This is a genomic window from Nocardia seriolae NBRC 15557 (genome assembly GCF_007990715.1).
In the GTDB taxonomy this organism is placed as follows: domain Bacteria; phylum Actinomycetota; class Actinomycetes; order Mycobacteriales; family Mycobacteriaceae; genus Nocardia; species Nocardia seriolae.
On sequence record NZ_BJWY01000082.1, the window covers coordinates 1 to 22,990 of the forward strand.

Annotated in this window: 20 protein-coding genes, 2 tRNA genes and 1 pseudogene; 15 read left to right on the forward strand and 8 right to left on the reverse strand. The window is 67.5% G+C overall.

All coding sequences use genetic code 11. The annotated features are described in order from the left end of the window. Positions 1-62: 62 nt before the first annotated feature. Positions 63-974 carry a nucleotidyltransferase domain-containing protein gene (locus NS2_RS23005; protein ID WP_228102458.1) on the reverse strand — a complete coding sequence of 304 codons (912 nt, stop codon included), beginning with the start codon at positions 972-974 and terminating at the stop codon, positions 63-65. A 542-nt stretch (positions 975-1,516) separates the two neighbouring features. Here NS2_RS23005 and NS2_RS23010 point away from each other — a divergent pair. The 4 genes from NS2_RS23010 (at position 1,517) to serA (ending at position 5,691) form a co-directional block, all read left to right on the forward strand. Continuing rightward, positions 1,517-2,674, forward strand: coding sequence for a globin domain-containing protein (locus NS2_RS23010; RefSeq protein ID WP_147207285.1), 1,158 nt, complete (start codon positions 1,517-1,519; stop codon positions 2,672-2,674). Further along, positions 2,665-3,390, forward strand: a complete 726-nt coding sequence (locus NS2_RS23015; RefSeq protein ID WP_036551336.1) for a DivIVA domain-containing protein — start codon at positions 2,665-2,667, stop codon at positions 3,388-3,390. The genes NS2_RS23010 and NS2_RS23015 overlap by 10 nt, the downstream gene beginning before the upstream one ends. Before the next feature lie 58 nt (positions 3,391-3,448). Next, positions 3,449-3,850: a globin domain-containing protein gene (locus tag NS2_RS23020; RefSeq protein ID WP_062614359.1), complete on the forward strand. Its 402-nt coding sequence runs from the start codon at positions 3,449-3,451 to the stop codon at positions 3,848-3,850. A 218-nt stretch (positions 3,851-4,068) separates the two neighbouring features. Further along, positions 4,069-5,691, forward strand: a complete 1,623-nt coding sequence (gene serA, locus NS2_RS23025; protein WP_033090363.1) for a phosphoglycerate dehydrogenase — start codon at positions 4,069-4,071, stop codon at positions 5,689-5,691. Between the two features lie 97 nt (positions 5,692-5,788). Here the strand turns inward: serA and NS2_RS23030 are convergent, their stop codons facing one another. After that, a complete protein-coding gene (locus NS2_RS23030) occupies positions 5,789-6,031 on the reverse strand; it encodes a hypothetical protein (RefSeq protein ID WP_045438639.1) in 243 nt (80 codons plus the stop codon). Between the two features lie 35 nt (positions 6,032-6,066). On the opposite strand from NS2_RS23030, the gene NS2_RS23035 reads away from it, so the two are divergent. Both NS2_RS23035 and NS2_RS23040 read left to right on the forward strand, forming a co-directional pair. Next, positions 6,067-6,378 (forward strand): hypothetical protein, encoded by a 312-nt coding sequence (locus NS2_RS23035; RefSeq protein WP_033090362.1) that lies wholly within the window; start codon positions 6,067-6,069, stop codon positions 6,376-6,378. 115 nt (positions 6,379-6,493) lie between these two features. After that, entirely contained in the window at positions 6,494-7,501 is a 1,008-nt protein-coding gene (locus NS2_RS23040) for a 3-isopropylmalate dehydrogenase (protein ID WP_033090369.1), read from the forward strand. A 290-nt stretch (positions 7,502-7,791) separates the two neighbouring features. Here NS2_RS23040 and NS2_RS23045 read toward each other — a convergent pair whose 3' ends face one another. Next, positions 7,792-9,015: an MFS transporter gene (locus NS2_RS23045; RefSeq protein ID WP_183121225.1), complete on the reverse strand. Its 1,224-nt coding sequence runs from the start codon at positions 9,013-9,015 to the stop codon at positions 7,792-7,794. Between the two features lie 327 nt (positions 9,016-9,342). Between NS2_RS23045 and NS2_RS23050 the strand changes: the two genes are divergently transcribed. The 4 genes from NS2_RS23050 to NS2_RS23065 all read left to right on the forward strand — a co-directional run bounded on the left by NS2_RS23050 (position 9,343) and on the right by NS2_RS23065 (position 11,938). Continuing rightward, on the forward strand, positions 9,343-10,116 hold the full coding sequence (locus tag NS2_RS23050) for a fumarylacetoacetate hydrolase family protein (RefSeq protein WP_033090360.1): 774 nt from the start codon (positions 9,343-9,345) through the stop codon (positions 10,114-10,116). Positions 10,117-10,129: 13 nt separating this feature from the next. Then, entirely contained in the window at positions 10,130-11,596 is a 1,467-nt protein-coding gene (gene gltX / locus NS2_RS23055) for a glutamate--tRNA ligase (protein WP_033090359.1), read from the forward strand. 134 nt (positions 11,597-11,730) lie between these two features. After that, a tRNA-Gln gene (locus NS2_RS23060) sits at positions 11,731-11,802 on the forward strand. 63 nt (positions 11,803-11,865) lie between these two features. Beyond that, positions 11,866-11,938 (forward strand) — tRNA-Glu (locus NS2_RS23065). Positions 11,939-12,089: 151 nt separating this feature from the next. Here the strand turns inward: NS2_RS23065 and NS2_RS23070 are convergent. Together NS2_RS23070 and NS2_RS23075 are read right to left on the reverse strand one after the other, a co-directional pair. Continuing rightward, a pseudogene (locus NS2_RS23070) lies at positions 12,090-12,521 on the reverse strand (PPOX class F420-dependent oxidoreductase); the annotation flags it as partial. 204 nt (positions 12,522-12,725) lie between these two features. Beyond that, the gene (locus tag NS2_RS23075; RefSeq protein ID WP_033090358.1) at positions 12,726-13,427 is read right to left on the reverse strand and encodes an IclR family transcriptional regulator; all 702 of its coding nucleotides are present in this window, start codon (positions 13,425-13,427) and stop codon (positions 12,726-12,728) included. Positions 13,428-13,569: 142 nt separating this feature from the next. On the opposite strand from NS2_RS23075, the gene leuC reads away from it, so the two are divergent. The 3 genes from leuC (at position 13,570) to NS2_RS23090 (ending at position 16,452) form a co-directional block, all read left to right on the forward strand. Beyond that, positions 13,570-14,994 carry a 3-isopropylmalate dehydratase large subunit gene (leuC, locus tag NS2_RS23080; protein ID WP_033090357.1) on the forward strand — a complete coding sequence of 475 codons (1,425 nt, stop codon included), beginning with the start codon at positions 13,570-13,572 and terminating at the stop codon, positions 14,992-14,994. Between the two features lie 57 nt (positions 14,995-15,051). Next, complete coding sequence (gene leuD, locus NS2_RS23085) at positions 15,052-15,660, forward strand: 3-isopropylmalate dehydratase small subunit (protein WP_033090356.1); 609 nt, start codon at positions 15,052-15,054, stop codon at positions 15,658-15,660. Between the two features lie 156 nt (positions 15,661-15,816). Further along, positions 15,817-16,452 carry an HU family DNA-binding protein gene (locus tag NS2_RS23090; protein ID WP_033090355.1) on the forward strand — a complete coding sequence of 212 codons (636 nt, stop codon included), beginning with the start codon at positions 15,817-15,819 and terminating at the stop codon, positions 16,450-16,452. A gap of 189 nt (positions 16,453-16,641) precedes the next feature. On the opposite strand, the gene NS2_RS23095 is transcribed toward NS2_RS23090, so the two are convergent. From NS2_RS23095 to cofC, 3 genes are all read right to left on the reverse strand, one after another. Beyond that, entirely contained in the window at positions 16,642-17,610 is a 969-nt protein-coding gene (locus NS2_RS23095) for an NUDIX hydrolase (protein ID WP_147207286.1), read from the reverse strand. After that, positions 17,607-19,817, reverse strand: a complete 2,211-nt coding sequence (locus NS2_RS23100) for an RNA degradosome polyphosphate kinase (protein WP_036549283.1) — start codon at positions 19,815-19,817, stop codon at positions 17,607-17,609. The genes NS2_RS23095 and NS2_RS23100 overlap by 4 nt, the downstream gene beginning before the upstream one ends. Positions 19,818-19,879: 62 nt before the next feature. After that, a complete protein-coding gene (gene cofC, locus NS2_RS23105; RefSeq protein ID WP_033090352.1) occupies positions 19,880-20,581 on the reverse strand; it encodes a 2-phospho-L-lactate guanylyltransferase in 702 nt (233 codons plus the stop codon). A gap of 104 nt (positions 20,582-20,685) precedes the next feature. Between cofC and NS2_RS23110 the strand changes: the two genes are divergently transcribed. Further along, complete coding sequence (locus NS2_RS23110; RefSeq protein WP_033090351.1) at positions 20,686-21,681, forward strand: NAD(P)H-dependent glycerol-3-phosphate dehydrogenase; 996 nt, start codon at positions 20,686-20,688, stop codon at positions 21,679-21,681. 133 nt (positions 21,682-21,814) lie between these two features. Beyond that, positions 21,815-22,912 (forward strand): D-alanine--D-alanine ligase family protein, encoded by a 1,098-nt coding sequence (locus tag NS2_RS23115; protein WP_033090350.1) that lies wholly within the window; start codon positions 21,815-21,817, stop codon positions 22,910-22,912. The last annotated feature ends 78 nt before the right edge of the window (positions 22,913-22,990 follow it).

Sequence of the window (22,990 nt, forward strand, 5' to 3'; positions counted from 1 at the left end):
CGACACTAGCGCGCGGCGCCCGCGGCGGTGGGGTCCGCCGCGGGCGATGCTCGATGATTTCCTCAGCCGCGCAATCGGCGACGGAAGAACTCGGTTGATAGAGCCTGTGCATATTGCCGCTGGGCCGGCTCATCCTTGACGAATTCCACCGCGGCGCGCTCGAACTCGGCGGAGACGAAATCCGCTATCGGTGCGGGGACTTCCCCAGCGCCCATTTCCCGCGTCCGGGATTTCAATTCCGTCAATTCCGCGACCGATTCGACGAAATCGCCCGGCAGGTCACATTCGGCGAGCAGTGTCGGCAAATGCATCGGTGCCACCGCTTGCTCCGGATGCTCGTGCAGCCAACGTAATGCCATGGCCGGGCGCAATGAATAGAACACCTTTTTCAGCGACCGATTCGAATCGAAGAGCTGCCACTGGCGGCGGCCCAGATGCAGGTAGTGCCGGGCCACCCGGTGACGGTCGGCGACTTCGTCGGCCAGCGCCCGCAATTCGTCCCGGAATTGCGCCTCACCGCGATAGACGATCGGCGACATCAGCCATTCGATCAGTACCGCGTTGCCGTTGACCAGCAGCCGCAGCGCCTTCAGCAGATCCCAGCCGTTGACATCCAGCAACCCGATCAGCGGCGTCTCGATGACATCGCGCCCGGGCCACGGGGTGAGGTAGTCGTCGAGCGGCCGGAGGGAGACGAAGCGGCAGTCGTAGTCGGAGTCGGGGGAGGGGAAACCCCAGGCGCGGCTGCCGCTCTCGATGGCGAGCAGCACGTCGACGCGGTGTTCGCGCACGATCCGGTCCAGTTCGCCGTCGATCGTGGCGACCACCGCCGGGTCCATGGAAGCGGGGATCGAACGCAAACTCATGGAAGCCGACGGTAGCGCCCGGGATCCCACTGGTCCACGCGTTTTTCCTGCTTTATGCCCCCAGAAATAGGGGCGTGATCGGCACGTTATATGGCGGGAATTCGACACCTATATGAACCGGGCCACAGAATTGGAGGGCCGTGACGCCGGTCATACCATGTTAATCCCCGTAACGAGCCCTGAAACCGGCCCGATATGCTTCATGTCAGATTGTTCGTCAGAAAACCAGAAGAGGTTATTTCATGATCCCCGTTATCATCGACACCGGTTCCGCTGCTCTGAACGGCCTGCTTTCCACCGGCTCGGCCGCCTTCCGCGGCATTATCGACACCCTGTGGACCGGTTCCTTCGGCCGTTAATCACAGCCGATGTCGATGTAATTCGACTTTCGAAAGCCCGGCCTCGGACTCCGTAGCTCCGACGCCGGGCTTTCGGCTATCTGTGACCACCGTCTCAGTGGCCCAAATTCCACACATTCGACGCGCAATTCGCCGCAAGTTTGCTGAAGTGTATATAGTTCTTTCGTTTAGACACTTTCGCGGCGATGTCATATGTTTGCCCCCATTCGGACGGTCGTCCATGAGTCACCCGCACTGATGCTGCGGACATGGCCGTGTCCAGAGGGAGTGTTGGGGAGTGTTGGTGTCCACATGAACGTCGAGGCACTGCAGAGCAGTTGGCGGCTGGTCGAGCGCGTGGGCGACGAGGCCGTGCAGTACTTCTACGCGCACCTGTTCCTCGCGCACCCCGAGGTGCGGGAGATGTTCCCGATCCGGATGACCGGGCAGCGCGAGAAGTTCTTCGCCGCCCTGGGCCGCATCGTGAGCAATGTCGCAACCCTGGCCGCCGACCCGGAATTCGTCGCCCAGCTGGGCCGCGACCACCGCCGCTTCGGCGCGGTCGGCGCGCATTACCCGGCCGCGGGAGCCTCGTTGCTGGCCACCCTCGCGCACTTCCTCGGCCCGCGCTGGACCGATGAACTCGCCCAGACCTGGACCGGCGCGTACTACGCCGTGGCCGACATCATGATCGACGCCGCGGACAGCGCCGCCGACACCCCGGCCTGGTGGGACGCCGAGATCGTCGCCACCGAGCGCCGCAGCGTGGACGTCACCGTGCACACCGTGCGCCCGCACCTGCCCTACCGGTACGCGGCCGGGCAGTCGCTGGCCATCGAGATCCCACAGCGCCCGCGGCTGTGGCGCTACTTCTCGCCCGCCAATGCCCCGCGGCCCGACGGCACCTTCGACATTCACGTCCAGGTCGTCGACGGCGGCGAGGTGAGCACCACCTTCGCGCGCCAGGTCCGCCCGGGCGATCAGATCCGCCTGGGCTCGCCCATCGGCACCGCCTTCCAGATTCCGCCCGGGGCGGTCGACAACCTGCTGCTCATCGCGGGCGGCTCGGGCCTGGCGCCCTTGCGCGCCTTGGTCGATCGCTTCGCGCGGGAGGCCGAGCACGACGCCGTGCCGCGGGTGCAGCTGCTGCACGGCGTGCGCACCTCGTGGAATCTCTACGACCACGAGTCCCTCACGGCGCTCACCGAGAACCCCTGGTTCTCCTATACCCCGGTGGTTTCCGACGATCCCGGCTTCCACGGCGTGCAGGGCACCGTGGGCGCGGTCGCCGCGCGCGGTCGTGAGCTGTCCGGCGCCACCGCGCTGGTGTGCGGTTCGCCCGCCATGGTGCAGGCGACCGTCACCGCGCTCACCACCGCCGGAATGCCCCGCCACGCAATCAGATTCGAGACCTTCGGGCAGTCGGTCGCCGAACCGCGCAGAAGGGAGGAGGCCACCCAATGGATGTGAAACCCGACGACATTCGTGCCGTCCACTTCAAGGGAGCACGGCTGGGCCGCAAGGGCTACGACGCCGAGGAGGTCGACCGCTTCCTCGAGCGGGTGCGCGGCTCCATGGCCCGCCTCGCCCGCGAGAACCGCAACCTCACCCTCACCAGCAATTCCTCGGAACTGGCGCGCCTGCAGCGGGAGAACATGCAGCTGGCCGCCAAGAGCGAGGCGCTGCAGATGCAGATGCAGACCATGGCCTCGGCCGGTTCGATGGCCGAACTGCAGCAGCAGCTGGCCAATGCACACTGGGAGATCGCCCGGCTGCAGGGCGAATTGGAGAAGGACGAGCTGGGCATCAGCGCCCGCGCCGTTCACGTCCTCAACCGCGCGCAGCTCTCCGCCGACGCCATTGTCGACAATGCCGAACAGCATGCGCGCGATCTGATGTCGGTCGCGCGCGCCCAGCAGCGCGAATTGCTGCAGCGGGCCAGGGAATCCGCGGGCTCCACCCGGTCCGGCGGCTACCTCGATCCGGAGTTGGAGGACCAGCGCCACGAGCAGCTGCGCGCCTACTCCGAACTACTGCGCACGCAGCTGCAGGCCATGATCGCCACCCTCAACGTCGAGGTGGACAAGCTCGCACTGCTGCCCTTGCCGGGCACCGCTCTCGGTGCGCTGCAAGGTGATTCGTTCCCGTCGGGCCTACCGGCCGCGGAACGCGCAGCCAAGAACTGAGACATCGCCGTATTTCATCGCAACAGCCCACGCGAGAATGGAATTGGGGGACAGCCCTGTGAATATTGAAGCGCTGCAGTCGAGTTGGCAGCAGGTCGATGCGATCGGCCCGCAGGCCGTCGAGTACTTCTATGACCACCTGTTCGAGGCGCACCCCGAGGTGCGCGGCATGTTCGCCGCGGATCTGGCCCCGCAGCGGGAGCGCTTCCTGGCCGGTCTGGCCCGGATCGTGACCAATGTCGAGACCCTCGTCGCCGATCCGTCTTTCGTGCAGCAGCTGGGCGCCCACCACGCCCGCCTCGGCGTCGTCGCCGATCACTATCCGGTGGCGGGTGCCTCGCTGCTCGCCACCCTCGAGCACTTCCTGGGTGACGGCTGGACGCCGGAACTCGCGCAGACCTGGACCGCGGCCTACGGCGCGGTGGCGGATCTGATGCTCTCGGCCGAAGCCGCCGCCTGAGTCGTGCTCTCCGGAGCCGGTTCCGTGCCACAGCGCGGGACCGGCTTCCGTCCATTCGGAACTAATTCGACCAACCGGCCTTTTACCTATATCGGTTCGGAAACCCGCAGTTCACAGCTTTGATGGCAGTTGCCTACCAGGCGGTAAAACCGCGCGGAACCAAGCCCACTAAGCTAGCGCCCGTAAATCCCGGATCCCTTCCTCAGGAGTACCCCACCGTGAGCCAAGCTGGCCGTCCTGTTGTTCTGATCGCCGACAAGCTCGCCCAGTCGACCGTCGACGCGCTGGGCTCCGGCGTCGAGGTTCGCTGGGTCGACGGCCCGAACCGCCCCGAGCTGCTCGCGGCCGTGCCGGAAGCCGATGCGCTGCTGGTCCGTTCGGCCACCACCGTCGATGCCGAGGTGCTCGAGGCCGGTAAGAACCTGAAGATCGTCGCCCGCGCCGGCGTCGGCCTCGACAATGTCGACGTGCCCGCGGCCACCGAGCGCGGCGTCATGGTCGTCAACGCGCCGACCTCCAACATCCACACCGCCGCCGAGCACGCCGTCACCCTGCTGCTGGCCGCCGCCCGTCAGATCCCGGCCGCCGACGCCACCCTGCGCGAGCACACCTGGCAGCGCAGCAAGTTCAACGGTGTCGAGATCTTCGGCAAGACCGTCGGCGTCATCGGCCTGGGCCGCATCGGCCAGCTGTTCGCGCAGCGCCTCGCCGCCTTCGAGACCAAGGTCATCGCGTACGACCCCTACACCTCCCCGGCCCGCGCCGCCCAGCTGGGCATCGAGCTGATGAGCCTGGACGAGGTGCTCGCGCAGGCCGACTTCATCTCCATTCACCTGCCCAAGACCCCCGAGACCAAGGGCATGCTGAACAAGGAGACCCTGGCCAAGACCAAGCCGGGCGTCATCATCGTCAACGCCGCTCGCGGCGGTCTGATCGACGAGCAGGCCCTGGCCGACGCCATCACCTCCGGCCACGTGCGCGCCGCCGGCATCGACGTGTTCGAGACCGAGCCGTCCACCGACAGCCCGCTGTTCGAGCTGCCGCAGGTCGTCGTCACTCCGCACCTGGGCGCCTCGACCGCCGAGGCCCAGGACCGCGCGGGCACCGATGTCGCCAGGTCGGTGCAGCTGGCCCTGGCCGGCGAGTTCGTGCCCGGCGCGGTGAACGTCACCGGTGGCGCGGTCAACGAGATCGTCGCCCCGTGGCTGGACATCGTCCGCAAGCAGGGCGCGCTGCTGGGCGCGCTCGCCAACGAGCTGCCGGTCTCCCTCGAGGTCCAGGTGCGCGGCGAGCTGTCCTCGGAAGACGTTGCGGTGCTGGAGCTTTCGGCCCTGCGCGGCGTGTTCTCGGCCCTGATCGAGACTGAGTCCAATGGCGGGCAGAGCCCGGCGGTCACCTTCGTGAACGCCCCCTCACTGGCCAAGGACCGCGGCCTCGAGGCATCGGTCACCACTCACAGCGAGTCCCCGACCCACCGCAGCCTGGTCGACCTGCGCGCCGTCTTCGGCGACGGCCGCACCCTGAACGTGGCCGGCACCCTGACCGAGCCCGCCCAGGTCGAGAAGATCGTCAACATCAACGGCCGCAACTACGACATGCGCGCCGAGGGCCTGAACCTGGCCGTCCTCGCCTACGAGGACAAGCCGGGTCAGCTGGGCCGCCTGGCCACCAAGCTCGGCGACGCGGGCATCGACATCCTCGCCGCCCAGCTCACCCAGGACCTGAACGCCGAGGGCGCGACCGTCATCCTCCGCGTCAACAAGGAGGTCCCGGCCGACGTCCAGACCGCCATCGCCGAGGCCGTCGGCGCGGCGAAGGTCGCCCTGGTCAACCTCGACTGAGTGTGATCGACCCCGGCTGAGTCCGGCTGTCGCGCAACGCGATAAGGGCCCCGTCCACAATGTGGACGGGGCCCTTCGGCATCAGCGGAGGGAGAGGTCAGCGGCCCCGGCGGCGATCGCGGGCTTCGACCGAGTCCTTGGCCTCGACCAGGCTGGCCGTCGGGTCCAGATCGCGGTAGAGCTTGATGGCCTGGATCTTCTTGCCGCGCCGCAGCAGCTCGTCGATCTCGGTGTAGTCGCTGACCGCGCTCGGATCCGGGATGCCCAGATGCTCGAGGATGAGATCGATCTTGCGTTCCAGGCGTTGGACTTTGCGCTCGAGTCGGAGATTGTCGAACATCCACCGAACCCTACCGGGGCGGCCATGATGGAACGATGCGTGGGAAGACGCCGCCGACCGAGCCGTTGAGCGCGGGGGAGCGGCGGCGGCTGGTGGTCGGGATCGCCGTCGTCGCCGTGCTGATCGCGGTGGGAGTGACGGTGTGGGCGCTGTTCGATCATCGGCCGGACTACTCGCGCTCCGAGAACGGCTGTGTCACCGTGCTTTCCGCGGGGACGATGGGCGGGCAGCAGCAGCGGGCCTGTGGGGAGCGGGCGCGGGAGTGGTGCCGGAGCGTATCGGGACAGGGCGACGATCTCTCGCTGCGCGTGCAGGAGCAGTGTCGCCGCGTCGGAATCATCCCCTGATCCCACTGGTTGGGAGTGATTCGCCCTGGTGAAAGGGGTTACGGGGGTACCCGCTAGGGTGACCGGTGGACTCTCCTGCCGCGGAGCGGATCATTCGAAACGGAGCATGGATTTCATGAAACTGGCTGTCATTCCGGGCGACGGTATCGGTCCCGAGGTCATTGCCGAGGCGCTCAAGGTGCTCGACGTGGTGGTGCCCGGGGTCGAGAAGACCGAATACGACCTGGGGGCCAAGCGGTTCCATGCCACCGGCGAGATCCTTCCGGACAATGTGATTCCAGAGCTCAAGCAGCACGACGCCATCCTGCTGGGCGCGATCGGCGACCCGTCGGTGCAGAGCGGCCTGCTCGAGCGCGGCCTGCTGCTGCGCACCCGCTTCGAGCTGGACCACCACGTGAACCTGCGCCCGTCCAAGCTGTACCCGGGCGTCACCAGCCCGCTGGCCGCCAACCCGGACATCGACTTCGTGGTCGTGCGCGAGGGCACCGAGGGCCCCTACACCGGCACCGGCGGCGCGATCCGCGTGAACACCCCGCACGAGGTGGCCACCGAGGTCTCCACCAACACCCGCTTCGGCGTCGAGCGCGTGGTGCGCTACGCCTTCGAGACCGCCCGCAAGCGCCGCAAGCACCTGACCCTGGTGCACAAGAACAATGTGCTGGCCTACGCCGGTTCGCTGTGGTCGCGCACGGTCGCCGAGGTCGGCGCGGAGTACCCGGACATCGAAACCGCCTACCAGCACATCGACGCCGCCACCATCCACATGGTCACCGACCCGGGCCGCTTCGACGTGATCGTCACCGACAACCTGTTCGGCGACATCATCACCGACCTGGCCGCCGCCGTCTCCGGTGGCATCGGCCTGGCCGCCTCCGGCAATATCGACGCCTCGGGCACCAACCCGTCCATGTTCGAGCCGGTACACGGTTCGGCCCCGGACATCGCGGGCCAGTCCAAGGCCGACCCGACCGCCGCCATCCTGTCGGTCGCGCTGCTGCTGAACCACCTCGGCAAGGCCGAGGAGGCCGCTCGCATCGAGACCGCCGTCGCCAAAGATCTGGAGTCGCGCTCGGGTGCGGCCTCCACCGTCGCGATCGGCGACCGGATCGCGGCCTCGCTGTAGGGATTCGAACGGTCAAGCCCCCGTTCCCGCGACTCGCGGAACGGGGGCTCTTCCTTATTCGTGGCCGAATATCGACGGCCACAAGGTGATTCACTGGTACGTACCAGCACCCGAGTGATCGAAATCCGACCGATTCGCGCCCTTCGCCCGTTCCCTCCCGGGCCCCGGAATGGAATCCTGAGAGGTGGTTTCGTGAAATCGGCTGGGGCAGTGAGGCATATCGCACAATTGCATTCGGATGCGAAAACTTAACGGGCACATGTCTTCCGGATTTGCCCGGAATCAGCAAGTCACCGGGAACCGGTGGGCACCAACGGGTCTGCCCCCTTGGGCACCAGGGGCACCGCGGCCAGCGCGATCAGCGCTGTCAGCACGTAGGTGATCGGGAATCCGGCCGCGGTGATCAGGGCGCCGAAGGCCGGGGCGACCGCGGCCGCCGCCAGGTTCTGCCCGGTGTTCTGGATGCCCAGCCCGCGGCCCGCCCAATAGGGCCCGGCGATCTCGGCCACCGCGGTGAAGGCCAGGCCGTTGTCGGCCACCGTGATGACCGAGGCCGCGACCAGAATCGGGACGGCCGCCCACCACTGGTGCGCCCGTGCCGCTACGGCCAAGGCGGACATGGAAATTACGGCCGCGATCGCCACCGTGCGCAGCGGCCGCAACCGGCTGCCGACCCGGTCCGACCAGATGCCCGCGCCGATTCGCCCAGCCGCGCCCAGGATTTGGGTCCCGGTGACCAGCACGCCGGCCGCCGCCAGCGACAGGCCGACATCGCGGTGCAGCCACAGCAGGCCGAACGTCCAGATGGTGGCCTGGGGGATGACCAGCAGAACGGATACCCCGTGAATGCGCCACAGCGTCGAATCCCCACGGTAGGGATTCGCGGGACGCCCTGCGCCCCCGGCGGATTCGGGCCGCGGCGGATCCACAATCCCGATCAGGCAGCCGATCGCCGCCACCCCGGCCATGACCGCCGGAACCAGCACGGCCGTCGAGAACCCGTGTGCCGCAGCGACGGCGGGGATGCTCACCGCCCCGACTGCCACGCCCAGCGGCTGGGCGGTCTGCCGGATTCCCATGGCCAGCCCGCGCTGCTCCTTGGGGAACCAGCCCACGATGACCCGGCCACTGGCGCCATTGGTGCTGCCCGCACCCATTCCGGCCAACAGCAGCAAGGCTCCCAGCGCGACGTAGCCGGTGACCCCGGATGCCGCCGCACCGGCCGCGAACATCACCGCGGGACCGGCCACCAGTGCGGTGCGCTCGCCCACGTGATCGACGATCCAGCCCCACGCGATCAGCGTGCAGCACAACCCGATCAGCGGCATCGCCACCAGCAGACCGGCCGTGGCCAGCGGCAATCCGCGCTGTGTCAGGGCCGGCAGCAGGAAGGGCGCGCCATTGACCAGGACCGCGCTCGCGGTCTGCGCGAAGACGCCGAGCCCCAGCATGGTCCACCGTCGCGCCGTACCTACCTCTGTCACGGTGGCCCCCGTACGGGTCCTGGCGGACATGGCCCTCACCTCGCGTCTCACTATGTGGAATCAGTGTCTTACCCTTTGAACTGCGGCTCTTACGGTACACCTGGGGCGCAAGGCGATTTCCGGGGCGAGCTGTCTGTTTGCTCACACCTGGGCATTGATCTTGTCGGGAGGGTGGCGGAAAGTGAGTTGCCTTGCGTATAAGGGCTTTCCACAATTGGATCGAGGCGATGCGGGCGGGGATGCCGCCCGGCCCGTCGCCCACCCCGAACCTGTGGCCCGCCGTCGCGCCCGGATCCCGCCGTGTCCCGCGGTCGGGCGCGTTCGGGCAGGTCGAAGCCGGTCGATAGGATGCCAGCCATGCGCCTAGGTCGAATTGCCAGCCCAGATGGAGTCGCTTTCGTAAGCATCGAGGGCGACGGTTCGGATGCCGTCGCCCGTGAAATCGCCGAACATCCGTTCGGCACCCCGACCTTCACCGGTCGCAGCTGGCCGCTCGCCGACGTGCGCCTGCTGGCCCCGATCCTCGCCAGCAAGGTGATCTGCATCGGCAAGAACTACGCCGCGCACGCCGAGGAAATGGGCGGCCCGGCCCCCGCCGACCCGGTCATCTTCATGAAGCCGAGCACCTCGATCCAGAGCCCCAACGCCCCGATCATCCTGCCGCCCAGTTCTTCTCAGGTCGACTACGAGGGCGAACTGGCGATCGTGATCGGCCGCCCCGGCAAGGACGTGCCCGCCGCCAAGGCCGCCGAGGTGATCCTGGGCTACACCGTCGCCAATGACGTCACCGCCCGCGACCAGCAGCGCCACGACGGCCAGTGGACCCGTGCCAAGGGTTACGACACCTTCTGCCCGCTGGGCCCGTGGATCGAGACCGCGCTGGACCCTTCGGATCTGGAGATCGTCACCGAGGTCGACGGCCAGGTGAAGCAGCGCAGTCGCACTTCACTTCTGCTGCACGATATTCCGAAGCTCATCGAATGGGTCACCACCGTAATGACCTTGCTCCCCGGCGATGTCATCCTCACCGGCACGCCCGAGGGTGTCGGCCCGCTGCAGGCCGGCCAGATCGTGTCGGTGACCGTCTCCGGCATCGGCACCCTGTCCAATCCCGTTGCCGCCAAACGCTGAACGAAAGAGAGCCATGACCGACGTCCGGGTTCGTTTCTGCCCGTCGCCCACCGGCACACCGCATGTGGGCCTGGTCCGTACCGCCCTGTTCAACTGGGCGTTCGCGCGCCACCACGGCGGCACCTTCGTCTTCCGCATCGAAGACACCGACGCCGCACGCGATTCCGAGGAGTCCTACGCCGCCATCCTCGACGCGCTGCGCTGGCTCGGCCTCACCTGGGACGAGGGCCCCGAGGTCGGCGGCCCCTACGCGCCATACCGGCAGTCGCAGCGGCGTGACATTCATCTCGATGTGGTGCGCCGCCTGCTGGCGGCGGGGGAGGCCTACGAATCCTTCTCCACCCCTGAGGAAGTCGAGGCCCGTCACAAGGCCGCCGGCCGGGATCCCAAGCTGGGCTACGACAACTTCGACCGCGACCTGACCCCCGAGCAGATCGCCGCCTACAAGGACAAGGGCCGCCCCGCGGTGATCCGCCTGCGCATGCCCGACCACGACCTCACCTGGAACGACCTGGTGCGTGGCGAGACCACCTTCCGCGCGGGCGTGGTCCCCGACTTCGCGCTCACCCGCGGCAATGGTGATCCGCTCTATACGCTGGTCAATCCGGTCGACGACGCGATGATGAAGATCACCCACGTTTTGCGCGGCGAGGATCTGCTGTCCTCCACCCCCCGGCAGCTGGCGCTCTACGCGGCGCTGAAACGAATCGGCGTCGCCGAACTTACTCCCGAGTTCGGTCATCTGCCCTTCGTGATGGGGCACGGCAACAAGAAGTTGTCGAAGCGGGATCCGGAGTCGAATCTCTTCCATCACCGCGCCCGCGGATTCATTCCGGAGGGTTTGCTGAATTATCTGGCGTTGCTCGGCTGGAGCATCGCCGATGATCATGATGTCTTCTCGATGGCGGAGATGGTGGCGGCCTTCGATATTTCGAAGGTGAATTCCAACCCGGCCCGTTTCGATCAGAAGAAGGCGGACGCTCTCAACGCCGAACATATTCGGTTGCTGACTCCCGGTGATTTTGCTCACCGGCTGCGTGAGTTCCTCACCGGACACGGACATATCGGCGCCGAGATCGACGAGAAGCTGTTCGAAGTCGCGGCCGATCTGGTGCAGACCCGGATCAAGGTGCTCGGCGATGCCTGGGATCTGCTGAAGTTCCTGTTCATCAAGCCCGACGAGTTCGCCATCGACGAGGCCGCGAAGCAAAAGAATCTGGGCGAGGCCGCCGTTCCGGTACTGCGGGCGACGGTAAAGGCCCTCGAAGGCGTTTCGGAATGGACCGCTGACCCGATCGAGGAGGCGCTCAAGGCCGACCTCATCGACGAACTGGGCCTCAAGCCGAACAAGGCGTTCGCACCCGTGCGCGTCGCGGTGACCGGATCCCACATCAGCCCGCCGCTCTACCAGTCCCTCGAACTGCTGGGCCGCGAGATCGCCATGGACCGTCTCCGCGCGGCCCTGTCCGAGCTGTCCTGAGTAGTCCGAAATGATGCACAAACCGGCCTCTGAACAGCCGGTTTGTGTATCTACCGGAGTATGCTGCTAATCTTCTTCTCGGCCGGAACGCGGTCAGGAACTTCCCCCGGGGAGAGCCTGAAAGCCCAGGTCAATGGGGTATGGTGTAATTGGCAACACAGCTGATTCTGGTTCAGCCATTCTAGGTTCGAGTCCTGGTACCCCAGCTGCGAGAGCTCCGGTTCTCGATTCGAGAAGTTCGGCGGCGCAATCCGCCGACATCTCATCCTGGTCCCGTCGTCTAGCGGCCTAGGACGCCGCCCTCTCAAGGCGGTAGCGCGGGTTCAAATCCCGTCGGGACTACAAAGCGAAGGCCCCCAGCCAATTTGGCTGGGGGCCTTCGCTTTTGCGGTTCGGCTTCGCTTTCGCGGTTTATTGAGCGGAACTAGTCCAACGGCTGCGCGGTGGTGCCGCCCTTGGGCATGGCGGGCAATCCGAGTTTGCGGTGATCTCAGCTGCGCACGCGTTCGGGCACCACGCGCACGGCCACGCGCTTGTTCAGCATGGCCTCGACGAACGGCTTGGCCTCTTCGCTGTAGGGCCCGGTATAGCGCTCCCACACGCTGATTCCCACCTTGAGCAGGGCCTCGGGATCCTCCACGACTTCGGCCCGGCCCTCCAGGGAAATGCCGCGTAGCTGGTCGTAGGTGTCGCCCGCCTCGATCATCACGGTGATGCGCGGATCGCGGCGCAGATTCACCGTCTTCTGGGCCTTGGCCTTGGTCTCGAACCAGATCTCGCCGTCGATCACCGCGTACCACATGGCGACCAGGTGGGGTGTGCCCGAGGCGCCCAGGGTGGCCATGGTGGCGATGCGGCTGCGCTCGATGAATTCGGTGATCTCCCGATCGGACATCACGATCTGCGCGCGTTGATTAACTCCCATGGGCCGACTGTAATTTACGGCGTATGAGCGCAGTCACAGCGGCCTTTTGCTGCCAGGTGCGACACAGCCCCCGCCCGGAGTTCGGGCGGGGGCTGTCAGGTTTCGGGTCGGGTGCCTCAGCGGCCGCTGAGGCTGCCGTGACTGCTGTTGCCACCCCGGAGGTTCACCCCGGGTCGCAAAGTCCGGCAGCGGCGCGTGTGGCCGTCAGAGGCGCTTGTTGAGGGCGTCGGCGGCGGCCACCAGATCGGCAGCCCAGCGCGCGCCCGGTCGGCGGCCCATGCGGTCGATGGGTCCGGACACCGAGACGGCCGCGATGACCCCGCCCGCGGCGTCGCGCACCGGGGCGGACACGCTGGCCACCCCGGCCGCGCGTTCGGCCGCGCTCTGCGCCCAGCCGCGCCGGCGCACCTCGGCCAGCGCCCGCTCGCCGAACACCGCCTCGGGCAGGATGGTCCGCTGCAGCTCCGGATCGGCCCAGGCCAGCAGTACTTTCGCGGCCGAGCCCGCGGTGAGCGGCAGCCGCGCCCCGATGGGCACGGTGTCGCGCAGCCCGGCGGCGGGTTCCATGGCGGCCACGCAGACGCGGGCATTGCCGTCGCGGCGGTAGAGCTGCACGCTCTCGCCGGTGATCTCGCGCAGGCGCGGCAGGATGGTGGCGGCGGCGTCGAGCAGGGGATCGCTGGCGGTTGTCGCGAGCTCCGACAGGGCCGGGCCCGGCCGCCACAGGCCCTGGCTGTCGCGGGCCAGCATGCGATGGGTCTCCAGGCCCACGGCCAGCCGGTGCGCGGTGGCGCGGGGCAGGCCGGTGCGGGCGCACAGCTCGTTGAGGCCGCAGGGTTGCTCGGCTACGGCGTGCAGGACGGCCATGGCTTTGTCCAGAACCCCGATACCGCTATGCTGTCTCATAGAACGATATTAGCGTCTCGCATGTTGGGAATTACAAACCAGCCGCTCCCGGCGTCGGACGCGGCGTTGCTCGTCGGAGAGCAGCGCAAGCCCCCGCGTCACAGCCCGAACGCGGGAATGTCTATCGAGAGGTGATGGAGATATGGCCGACCGGCCACGCACCCTGGCGGAGAAGGTCTGGGACCAGCATGTCGTCGTTCGCGGCGAAGGCGAGGGCGAACAGCGCCAGCCCGACCTCATCTACATCGACCTGCACCTGGTGCACGAGGTCACCAGTCCGCAGGCGTTCGACGGCCTGCGCGCCGCGGGCCGCCCGGTGCGCCGCACGGATCTCACCATCGCCACCGAGGACCACAACGTCCCGACCATCGATATCGACAAGCCGATCGCGGATCCCGTTTCCCGCACGCAGGTCGAGACCTTGCGTAAGAACTGCGAGGAATTCGGTGTCCGCCTGCACCGCATGGGCGATCTGGACCAGGGCATCGTGCACGTGGTCGGTCCGCAGCTGGGCCTGACCCAGCCGGGAACCACGGTGGTGTGCGGTGATTCGCACACCTCCACCCACGGCGCCTTCGGCGCGCTGGCCATGGGCATCGGCACCTCCGAGGTGGAACACGTGCTGGCGACGCAGACTTTGTCGCTGCGCCCGTTCAAGACCATGGCCATCAATATCGACGGCGAGCTGCCCTCGGGCGTCACCTCCAAGGACGTGATCCTGGCGGTCATCGCGCAGATCGGCACCGGCGGCGGCCAGGGTTACGTGCTCGAATACCGCGGCGACGCGGTGCGGGCCATGTCCATGGAGGCCCGGATGACCATGTGCAACATGTCGATCGAGGCCGGCGCCCGCGCGGGCATGGTCGCTCCCGACGAGGTCACCTACGAATTCCTGAAGGGCCGCCCGCACGCCCCCGAGGGCGCGGACTGGGATGCCGCCGTGGCCGCCTGGGATGCCCTGAAGACCGATGAGGGAGCGGTTTTCGACACCGAGGTGCACATCGACGCCACGTCGCTGACCCCGTTCGTCACCTGGGGCACCAACCCGGGACAGGGTCTGCCGCTGGGCGAAACGGTGCCGGATCCGGAGCAGATCTTCGACGAGAACGAGCGTGCGGCCGCCGAAAAGGCGCTGCAATACATGGACCTGAAGCCGGGCACCCCGCTGCGCGAGGTGAGCGTGGACACCGTTTTCGTGGGTTCGTGCACCAATGGCCGAATCGAGGATTTGCGTGCGGTCGCAGACGTTCTGAAGGGCCGCAAGGTCGCGGACGGTGTACGCATGCTGATCGTTCCCGGCTCCATGCGGGTGCGCCAGCAGGCGGCAAACGAGGGTCTGGGCGAGATTTTCATCGCCGCGGGCGCGGAATGGCGCCAGGCCGGGTGCTCGATGTGCCTGGGGATGAACCCCGATCAGCTTTCCCCCGGTCAGCGCTGTGCCTCCACGTCGAACCGGAACTTCGAAGGGCGACAGGGCAAGGGCGGTCGCACGCATTTGGTCTCGCCGCTGGTCGCGGCGGCCACCGCGGTGCGCGGAACCCTGTCCTCACCTGCGGATCTGAACTGATCGCACGCTGACGGCGGCCCAGATGCCGCCGCCCCCACAGACTCAGGAGAATCAACGATGGAAGCCTTCAAGGTCCACAAGGGGATCGGCGTTCCGTTCCGCCGATCCAATGTCGATACCGACCAGATCATTCCGGCCGTCTATCTGAAGCGCGTTACCCGAACAGGATTCGAAGACGGCCTGTTCGCGGCGTGGCGGACGGATCCGAACTTCATTCTGAACACCGAGCCCTACAACCGGGGTAGTGTGCTGGTCGCTGGTCCGGATTTCGGTACCGGATCCTCACGTGAGCATGCTGTTTGGGCCTTGAAGGACTACGGGTTCCGGGTGGTGATCTCGTCCCGCTTCGCCGACATCTTCCGCGGGAACGCGGGCAAGGACGGCCTTCTGACGGCCCGGATGCCGCAGAGCGATGTGGAATTGCTCTGGAAGTTGCTCGAGGAACAGCCGGGTTTGGAATTGACGGTGGACCTCGAGACGCGAACCGTGTCGGCCGGAACGGTCGTGTTGCCGTTCGATATTGACGACTACACCCGGTGGCGGCTGCTGGAAGGGCTGGACGACATCGGCCTCACTCTGCGGCACGAGGCCGAGATCAGCGAGTTCGAAAACGCAAGGCCGACATGGAAACCCGCTACCATTCCGGCCCGTATTTCGCAGACGTAATCATTGATGAGCGTTAGCTGAACACCCTCAAACGGGGTAGCTGAGCGTGTGCCATGCGTCATGTATTTTCGCGTGGCACATAGACTCTTGCCCGGAAAGGGTTTACCGTGGTACCTAGTCGGTCCGACGACGGGCCATTAGTCTGCGGAGGATTCAATGAACAAGGCGGAACTGATCGATGTTCTGACCGAGAAGTTGGGTACTGACAGGCGCACCGCTACTGCTGCAGTCGAGCAGATGGTCGACACGATCGTGCGTGCTGTGAACAAAGGTCAGAGCGTCACCATCACGGGTTTCGGTGTCTTCGAACAGCGGAAGCGTGCGGCTCGGGTTGCTCGTAACCCGCGCACCGGCGAAACCGTCAAGGTGAAGCCGACTTCGGTGCCTGCCTTCCGTCCCGGTGCTCAGTTCAAGGCGATCATCGCCGGCAAGCAGAAGATCGCTTCGAGCGGCCCGGCCGTGAAGCGCGGTGTGGCTGCCCCGGTTTCGGGCAAGGCGGGTGCGAAGAAGACCACCGCCAAGAAGACGGCGAAGAAGGCCGCCACCAAGGAGCCGGCCAAGACCACCGCCAAGAAGGCCGCGTCGAAGGCGCCCGCCAAGAAGGCCACCGCCAAGAAGACGGTCGCGAAGAAGACGGTCGCCAAGAAGACCCCGGCGAAGGCCACCGCGGCCAAGAAGACCACGGCTGCCAAGAAGGCCACCAAGGCCACCGCTTCCAAGGCCACCGCCAAGAAGACGGCCAAGAAGGCGCCCGCCAAGAAGACCGCGGCCAAGCGCACCGCGCGCCGTTAATTCGGCCACAACCCGTCGCTGACGGGGGTTTTCGAGCAGGACGACATGTGAGACGGCCCGGCGATGCCGGGCCGTTTCGCATATTCGGGGTGGGTTGGCGTCCGAAAGGGGCGCAATCGCCTTATGAGCGGGGCGGATTCGGCCGCACCGGGGTCGGTACGGCGGCGTTCCAAGGGTTCTCGGGCGGAGTCAGCGCTGGGGCAGATCGACGGGGGTCAGCGCGCGGTCGAGGTGGTCGGCGGCGATCAGACGGCCCTCGTGGAAGGACAGCACCCACGCGCTGCCCTTGCGATTTCGGGCCGGTGGCAGGCTGATGCCGTCCTCGGCGGCCCACCACTGGAGCAGATCCGGAATCACCTTGCCCTGACTGCAGATCACCCGCACCGAGTCCGCCGAAACCAGGTCGCGGGCGCGTTTGCGGGCCGCGTCGGGCGCTGCCGCGTAACCGGATTCGGACAGCAGCGGTTCGAGTTCCACGGTCACACCGAGTTTTTCCGCCAGCGGTGTCACGGTTTGGACACAGCGGGCCGGTGGGGCGGAGAGGATTTCGCTCGCGCCGAACGCGAGCAGATTGGGCACCAGGGCGCGAGCCTGTGCGCGACCGGCCTTTTCGAGCGGGCGGGCATCGTCGTCGGCGGCGCCCCGGTCGCTGCGACCGGCCTTGCCGTGCCGCACCAGCAGCAGGTGCGCGGTATCGGCGGGCTGGCGCAGGAAGTTCCGGACGATGGTGCGGTCCATCGGGTACGACAGCGCGTCCATCACCCGGTCCAGCGGGCACCAGTCCAGCACGTCGACTTCGGTATTGGCCTCGAACGTCCCGTCCAGGATCCGGGCGGCCCAGTAGTCCACGCGCTTGAGTTTGCGATGTCCGGTCACCGGATAGGTCACGTCGCCCAGATAGCGGCCCAGGCGGGTATTCAGCCCGGTTTCCTCGGCCACCTCGCGCACGGTGGTGATCACCGGCGTCTCACCGGGATCCAATTTGCCCTTGGGCAGCGACCAGTCGTCGTATTTGGGGCGGTGCACGAGCGCGATCTCGAGGGAACCATCCGCGGACCCCGGCACCGGGCGCCACAACACGGCCCCCGCCGCGAGGATGTTGGCTTTGACCGGAGGGTCGGCGTATTCGGCGGCGGGGTCGTTGTTGAATGGGCTCACGGGCGATCCGGACGTCGCAGCCGCATGAGGTACTCCTGATGGTCGCGAATCTTCTCGGCCGGGATCTCGGGCCCCGGCTGGGCCCGCCAGCTGCCGTCGGGCTGGAGTACCCAGCACCGGGTGGCGGGGTCGGTGGCGGAATCGAACGCCCGGCCCAGCTGCTCGGCCAGCTTCGGATCCTTGACCTGCGCCAGCACTTCCACGCGCCGATCCAGGTTGCGGTGCATCATGTCCGCGGAGCCGATCCAGTACTCGTGCTGCGCCTGGAAGTGCAGAATGCGCGAATGTTCCAGGTAGCGGCCGAGAATCGAGCGCACCTCGATATTCTCGCTCATGCCGGGCACACCGGGGCGCAGGCCGCAGATGCCGCGCACCACGATCTCCACCGGGACGCCCGCCTGGGAGGCCCGGTACAGCGCGTCGATGACCTGTTCGTCGACGATGGCATTGGCCTTCAGCCGGATTCGCGCCGCTTCGCCCTGGCGCGCCAGCTCGATCTCACGTTCGATCCGCTCGATGATCCCGGCTCGTACGCCGACCGGGGCCACCAGCAGGTTGCGGTAGTTGGCCTTTCGCGAGTACCCGGTCAGCGAGTTGAACAGGTCGGTGAGGTCCGCGCCGATCTCCGGTGCGGCCGTGAGCAATCCGACGTCCTCGTACAGGCGCGCGGTCTTGGGGTTGTAATTGCCGGTGCCGATGTGGCAGTAGCGACGGATGGTGGCGCCCTCGCGCCGCACCACCAGGCAGGTCTTGCAGTGCGTCTTCAGCCCGACCAGGCCGTAGACCACGTGCACGCCCGCTTGTTCCAGGGCCCGAGCCCATTTGATGTTGGCCTGCTCGTCGAAGCGGGCCTTGATCTCGACCAGCGCCACCACCTGCTTGCCCGCCTCGGCGGCGTCGATGAGCGCGTTCACGATGGGGGAGTCGCCGGAGGTGCGGTACAGGGTCTGCTTGATGGCCAGCACCTGCGGGTCGGCGGCGGCCTGCTCGATGAACCGCTGCACGCTGGTGGAGAAGGAGTCGTAGGGGTGGTGCACCAGCACGTCGCCCTCGCGCAGGGCGGCGAAAACGTTTCGGGGCGTTTCGCGTTCGCCGAAGGCCGCCGGGGTGGCCGGGACGTAGGGCGCGTCCTTCAGATTGGGGCGGTCCACGCCGTAGATCTGCCACAGGCACGACAGGTCGAGCAGGCCGGGCACCTGGATGACGTCGGCAGGGTCCACATCCAGTTCGCGCAGCAGCAGATCGAGCATGTGCTCGGTCATATCGTCGGAGACTTCCAGCCGCACCGGGGAGCCGAAGCGGCGCCGCGCCAGCTCGCGCTCCAGGGCCTGCAGCAGGTCCTCGTCGCGGTCCTCCTCGACCTCCAGATCGGCATTGCGGGTGATCCGGAACGAATGCTGTTCCACCACTTCCATTCCCGGGAACAGCTGATCCAGGTGCGCGGCGATCAGCTCCTCCATGGGCAGGAAGGCCGCCACCGAGGAGCCCTGCGCCCCCGCTTCCCGCCCGGGGGCGGCGTTCGAATCCCGGCCGACCGAGGTGCGGCGGACCCGCACGAAGCGATCCACATTGTCGGGCACCTTGACCCGGGCGAAGTGCTCGCCGCCGGTGACCGAATCCTTCACGGTCACGGCCAGATTCAGGCTCAGGCCGCTGATGTAGGGGAACGGGTGGGCCGGATCCACCGCCAGCGGGGTCAGCACCGGGAAGACCTGATCCTGGAAATACCCGGACAGGCGCTGCTTTTCGGTGTCCTCCAGCTCGGCCCACCGGATGACCGCGATGCCCTCCCCGGTCAGGGCGGGCAGCACCTGATCCAGGAAGACGCGGGCGTGGCGCTCGGCGAGATCCTGGGTGCGCACCGCGATCATCTCGAGCTGTTCGGTGGGTGACAGGCCGTCGGCGGAGCGCACCGACAGCCCGGTCTCGGCGCGGCGCTTCAGCCCGGCGACCCGGACCATATAGAACTCGTCCAGATTCGAGGAGAAAATGGCGAGGAATTTCGCCCGCTCGAGCAGCGGCTGGGATTGATCCTCGGCCAGTGCGAGAACACGGGCGTTGAAATCGAGCCAGCTGAGTTCGCGGTTCACATACCGGTCCGCGGGCAACGGTGTCGCGGTGGTGGGCGGAGGGGTTGCCGCGGGCGGCGCCGCCGGTCGTAGCGGCGGTTGCTTGACGGTATCCGTATCGCTCACTCTCACGATCATTCCTTATGTCGCGGGCCGGGTGCCGGTCTGACACCTTCCATTGCAGCGCAGATCACGCGCCGTCAGCACAGTGACGACCCGGCTCGGCGGATATCTTCGGTTCCTCGACACGCCTGCGACACGCCGATTTCACGCAGTAGTGCGCCGGTTGCTGCGCCGACCCCGAGGGCGGCGGCGCGGTCGAGATCCGCGGCGGTGTCGACGTCCTGCCGGAGTCCGGGCCAGTCGCCCAGCAGCTCCACCGCGCCGTCGGCGATATGACGGCGCGCGGAGTCCGGACCGAAAAGCGGGTTGAGCGAGGTGGATCCGCCGCGCACCAGCAGGGCGACGGTGCCGCTGCCCTCGTGATCGGCGATCACCGAGCGACGGTGCCCGGTGCCGGCGAGCATGTCGCAGAGTTCGGCCGGGCGCAGCGCGGGCAGATCCGCTTGCAGGGCAAGCAGATCGACCGGGCCGTGCCGATGCCGGATGGCGGCCGCGCCCGCCGCCAGCGCGGCGTTCAAGCCGCTGGTGTGCGGTGCGGTGACCTCGGGCTCGGGCTGTACGTGCGCGCCGAGGCCGCGAACCACCTCGGCGACCCTCGGGTCGGGGGTCACCACGGTCACCGACGCGACGACGCTCGTCGACACCGCCGCCGTCACCGTGTCGGCCAGCATGGCCAGCACCAGCTGCGGCCGATACTCCTGGGGCAACCGATCGGACAACCGGCTCTTGGCGAGTCCGAGACTCTTGACCGCGATGACCGCGTGCACGGACGGGCGCATGTCCGAATCTTCCCACTCGCGAGTGACGGGTGTGTGAGCGGCGTCGAATTCCGGGAGCCGCCACAACCGGCATGGCAGGTTCGCCACGCGCATATATTTGTCAGATGGCTAGGGCAGCGGTATTGGGAGCGGGGTCGTGGGGGACCGCGTTCGCGAAGGTGTTGGCGGAAGCGGGAACCGAGACCACCATGTGGGCTCGGCGGCCGGAAGTGGCGAAGGTCTTGGCCACCGAACATCGCAATCCCTGGTATCTGCCCGATATCGAGTTGCCGCCCATGGGGGCCACCGACGATCCGGCCGTCGCGCTCGACGGGGCCGACATCGTGGTGCTGGCGGTGCCCTCGCAGTCGTTGCGCGCCAATCTCGCGGCCTGGAAGGACCTGATTCCCGGCGACGCCACGCTGCTGAGCCTGGCCAAGGGCATCGAGACCGGGACGCTGTTGCGGATGAGCCAGGTCATCGCGGAGGTCAGTGGCGCGGATCCGCGCCGGGTGGCGGTGCTGTCGGGGCCGAACCTGTCGCACGAGATCGCCGCCGGGCAGCCCGCCGCGACCGTGGTGGCGTGCACGGACGTGGCCCGGGCCGAGGCGGTCCAGCACGCCTGCGCCACCGGCTATTTCCGGCCGTACACCAATTCCGATGTGATCGGCTGTGAAATCGGCGGGGCCTGCAAGAACGTCATCGCGCTGGCCTGCGGCATCGCCTCGGGAATGGGGTTGGGCGACAACTCGATTGCCACCCTCATCACGCGCGGGCTGGCCGAGATCATCCGGCTGGGCGTGGCGGTGGGCGCGGAGCCGGTCACCTTCGCGGGGCTGGCGGGCGTGGGCGATCTGGTGGCCACCTGCACCTCGCCGCTGTCGCGCAATCGCTCCTTCGGGCACGCGCTGGGCGCGGGCGGATCCATGGAGACCGCCCTGGAAGCGACTCATGGCCAGGTCGTGGAGGGTGTGAAGTCCTGCACATCGGTGCGTGCGCTGGCCGCTCTGCACGGGGTGGAAATGCCGCTCACCAATGCGGTGCACCAGGTGTGCCACGAGGGCATGTCGGCCGCCGAGGCGGTCGGGCAACTGCAGGGACGCCGCCTGAAGTCGGAATGAGCCACCACCGAGCCGGAGACGACGCGGTCGCCGAGTCCGCGGCGAACCACCACCGAGCCGGCGGCGACTCTGTCGCGGAGTCGGGGCGACCGCGTAACACTGCCGCCACATTCGACCGGGTACGGTTCCGGGCATGACCAACAGGACCAGGGTGGCGGTGGTGTTCGGCGGCCGCAGCAACGAGCACGGGGTGTCGTGCGTTTCCGCGCGCACCGTGCTGGCGAGCCTCGATCCCGAGCGGTACGAAGCGGTTCCGATCGGGATCACCCGGGACGGCACCTGGGTGCTCGGCGACGCGGATCCGCGCGCGCTGACCGCCGCGGGCCGCGCGCTACCCGCGGTCGACGAATCCGGCACCGCGCTGGCCCTGACCGCCGACCCCACCCGCGCGGGCGCGCTGGTGCCCCTCGACGGCGCGGACGCGGTGCTGGGCACCGTGGACGTGGTGTTCCCGGTGCTGCACGGCGCGTTCGGCGAGGACGGCACCCTGCAGGGGCTGCTGGAGCTGGCCGAGCTGCCCTACGTCGGTCCCGGCGTGCTGGCCAGCGCGGCCGGTATGGACAAGGAGTTCACCAAGAAACTCCTTGCGGCCGAAGGACTTCCGAGCGGGGTGCAGGTGGTGCTGCGGCCCGGCGTGGCGACGGTGGCCGAGGCCGACCGGGCGCGGCTGGGGCTGCCGGTGTTCGTGAAGCCCGCGCGCGGCGGGTCGTCCATCGGCATCACCAAGGTGGACGAGTGGGATGATCTCGACGCCGCCATCGCCGTTGCGCGACAGCATGATCCGAAGGTGATCGTGGAGGCGGGCATCGTCGGGCGCGAAGTCGAGTGCGGCGTACTGGAATTCCCGGACGGTCGGGTGGAAGCCAGTGTGGTGGCGGAGATCCGGATGCCCGAGGACGAGGCCGAAGCGCCCGACTTCTACGACTTCGACACCAAGTACCTCGACGACGTCTGCGAGTTCGACGTCCCCGCCAAGCTGGATGACGATGTCTCCCAGCAGATCCGGGAGCTGGCGGTGCGCGCCTTCCGGGCGCTGGACTGCCAGGGCCTGGCGCGCGTCGACTTCTTCGTGACCGCCGACGGCCCGGTCATCAACGAGATCAACACCATGCCCGGATTCACCTCGATCTCCATGTACCCGCGCATGTGGGAGGCCACCGGCATCGACAATCGGACGCTGGTGAGCACCCTCATCGAGACCGCCCGCACCCGCGGCACCGGCCTGCGCTGACACCTGCGCGACGGCCCGGCCCATCGATCGCGATGATGGGCCGGGCCGTTCGCTGTGCGGATCCGGCTCCGCGTGCCC

What these genes read in the sequence shown, in the direction of transcription:
- NS2_RS23075 (WP_033090358.1), bottom strand. Translation starts at nt 13,427, where the DNA reads ATGAGACAGCATAGCGGTATCGGGGTTCTGGACAAAGCCATGGCCGTC.
- NS2_RS23090 (WP_033090355.1), top strand. Translation starts at nt 15,817, where the DNA reads ATGAACAAGGCGGAACTGATCGATGTTCTGACCGAGAAGTTGGGTACT.
- NS2_RS23115 (WP_033090350.1), top strand. Translation starts at nt 21,815, where the DNA reads ATGACCAACAGGACCAGGGTGGCGGTGGTGTTCGGCGGCCGCAGCAAC.
- NS2_RS23015 (WP_036551336.1), top strand. Translation starts at nt 2,665, where the DNA reads ATGGATGTGAAACCCGACGACATTCGTGCCGTCCACTTCAAGGGAGCA.
- leuC (WP_033090357.1), top strand. Translation starts at nt 13,570, where the DNA reads ATGGCCGACCGGCCACGCACCCTGGCGGAGAAGGTCTGGGACCAGCAT.
- NS2_RS23100 (WP_036549283.1), bottom strand. Translation starts at nt 19,817, where the DNA reads ATGATCGTGAGAGTGAGCGATACGGATACCGTCAAGCAACCGCCGCTA.
- NS2_RS23030 (WP_045438639.1), bottom strand. Translation starts at nt 6,031, where the DNA reads ATGTTCGACAATCTCCGACTCGAGCGCAAAGTCCAACGCCTGGAACGC.
- gltX (WP_033090359.1), top strand. Translation starts at nt 10,130, where the DNA reads ATGACCGACGTCCGGGTTCGTTTCTGCCCGTCGCCCACCGGCACACCG.
- NS2_RS23040 (WP_033090369.1), top strand. Translation starts at nt 6,494, where the DNA reads ATGAAACTGGCTGTCATTCCGGGCGACGGTATCGGTCCCGAGGTCATT.
- NS2_RS23035 (WP_033090362.1), top strand. Translation starts at nt 6,067, where the DNA reads ATGCGTGGGAAGACGCCGCCGACCGAGCCGTTGAGCGCGGGGGAGCGG.
- NS2_RS23110 (WP_033090351.1), top strand. Translation starts at nt 20,686, where the DNA reads ATGGCTAGGGCAGCGGTATTGGGAGCGGGGTCGTGGGGGACCGCGTTC.
- cofC (WP_033090352.1), bottom strand. Translation starts at nt 20,581, where the DNA reads ATGCGCCCGTCCGTGCACGCGGTCATCGCGGTCAAGAGTCTCGGACTC.
- NS2_RS23050 (WP_033090360.1), top strand. Translation starts at nt 9,343, where the DNA reads ATGCGCCTAGGTCGAATTGCCAGCCCAGATGGAGTCGCTTTCGTAAGC.
- NS2_RS23045 (WP_183121225.1), bottom strand. Translation starts at nt 9,015, where the DNA reads ATGTCCGCCAGGACCCGTACGGGGGCCACCGTGACAGAGGTAGGTACG.
- NS2_RS23010 (WP_147207285.1), top strand. Translation starts at nt 1,517, where the DNA reads ATGAACGTCGAGGCACTGCAGAGCAGTTGGCGGCTGGTCGAGCGCGTG.
- leuD (WP_033090356.1), top strand. Translation starts at nt 15,052, where the DNA reads ATGGAAGCCTTCAAGGTCCACAAGGGGATCGGCGTTCCGTTCCGCCGA.